At 58.6% G+C, this 314-nt stretch carries 1 protein-coding gene; it reads left to right on the forward strand.

Features of this window, described 5'->3' with window-relative positions; genetic code table 11:
* The coding region (locus tag Q0796_RS18215; RefSeq protein WP_298445906.1) for a VCBS domain-containing protein at window positions 1-314 on the forward strand (314 nt) is incomplete at both ends.

Consider the following 314-nt stretch of genomic DNA (forward strand, 5'->3'; position numbering starts at 1 on the left):
AGCGACGCCGACCGCATCACCGAAGGGGATAGCGCCATCCTCGATGGCACCCTGATCGCCACCGACGCCGATAACCCCGACTTGGCCTTCAACGCCAACACCATCAACGATGCTTACGGTACCTTCGTGGTCAACGCCGATGGCAGCTGGACCTTCGACCTAGCCGACAACGACACCGTTGATGCGCTGACTTTGGGTCAGGAAGAAGTTCGTGAATTCACCGTGACGCTGTCCGATGGCAGCACCACCACGGTGACCATCACCATTACTGGTACCGACGATCTGCCCATCATTTCCGATGCAGAAGACGCGGT

The sequence above is a fragment of the uncultured Ferrimonas sp. genome, assembly GCF_947489035.1.
Lineage (GTDB): Bacteria > Pseudomonadota > Gammaproteobacteria > Enterobacterales > Shewanellaceae > Ferrimonas.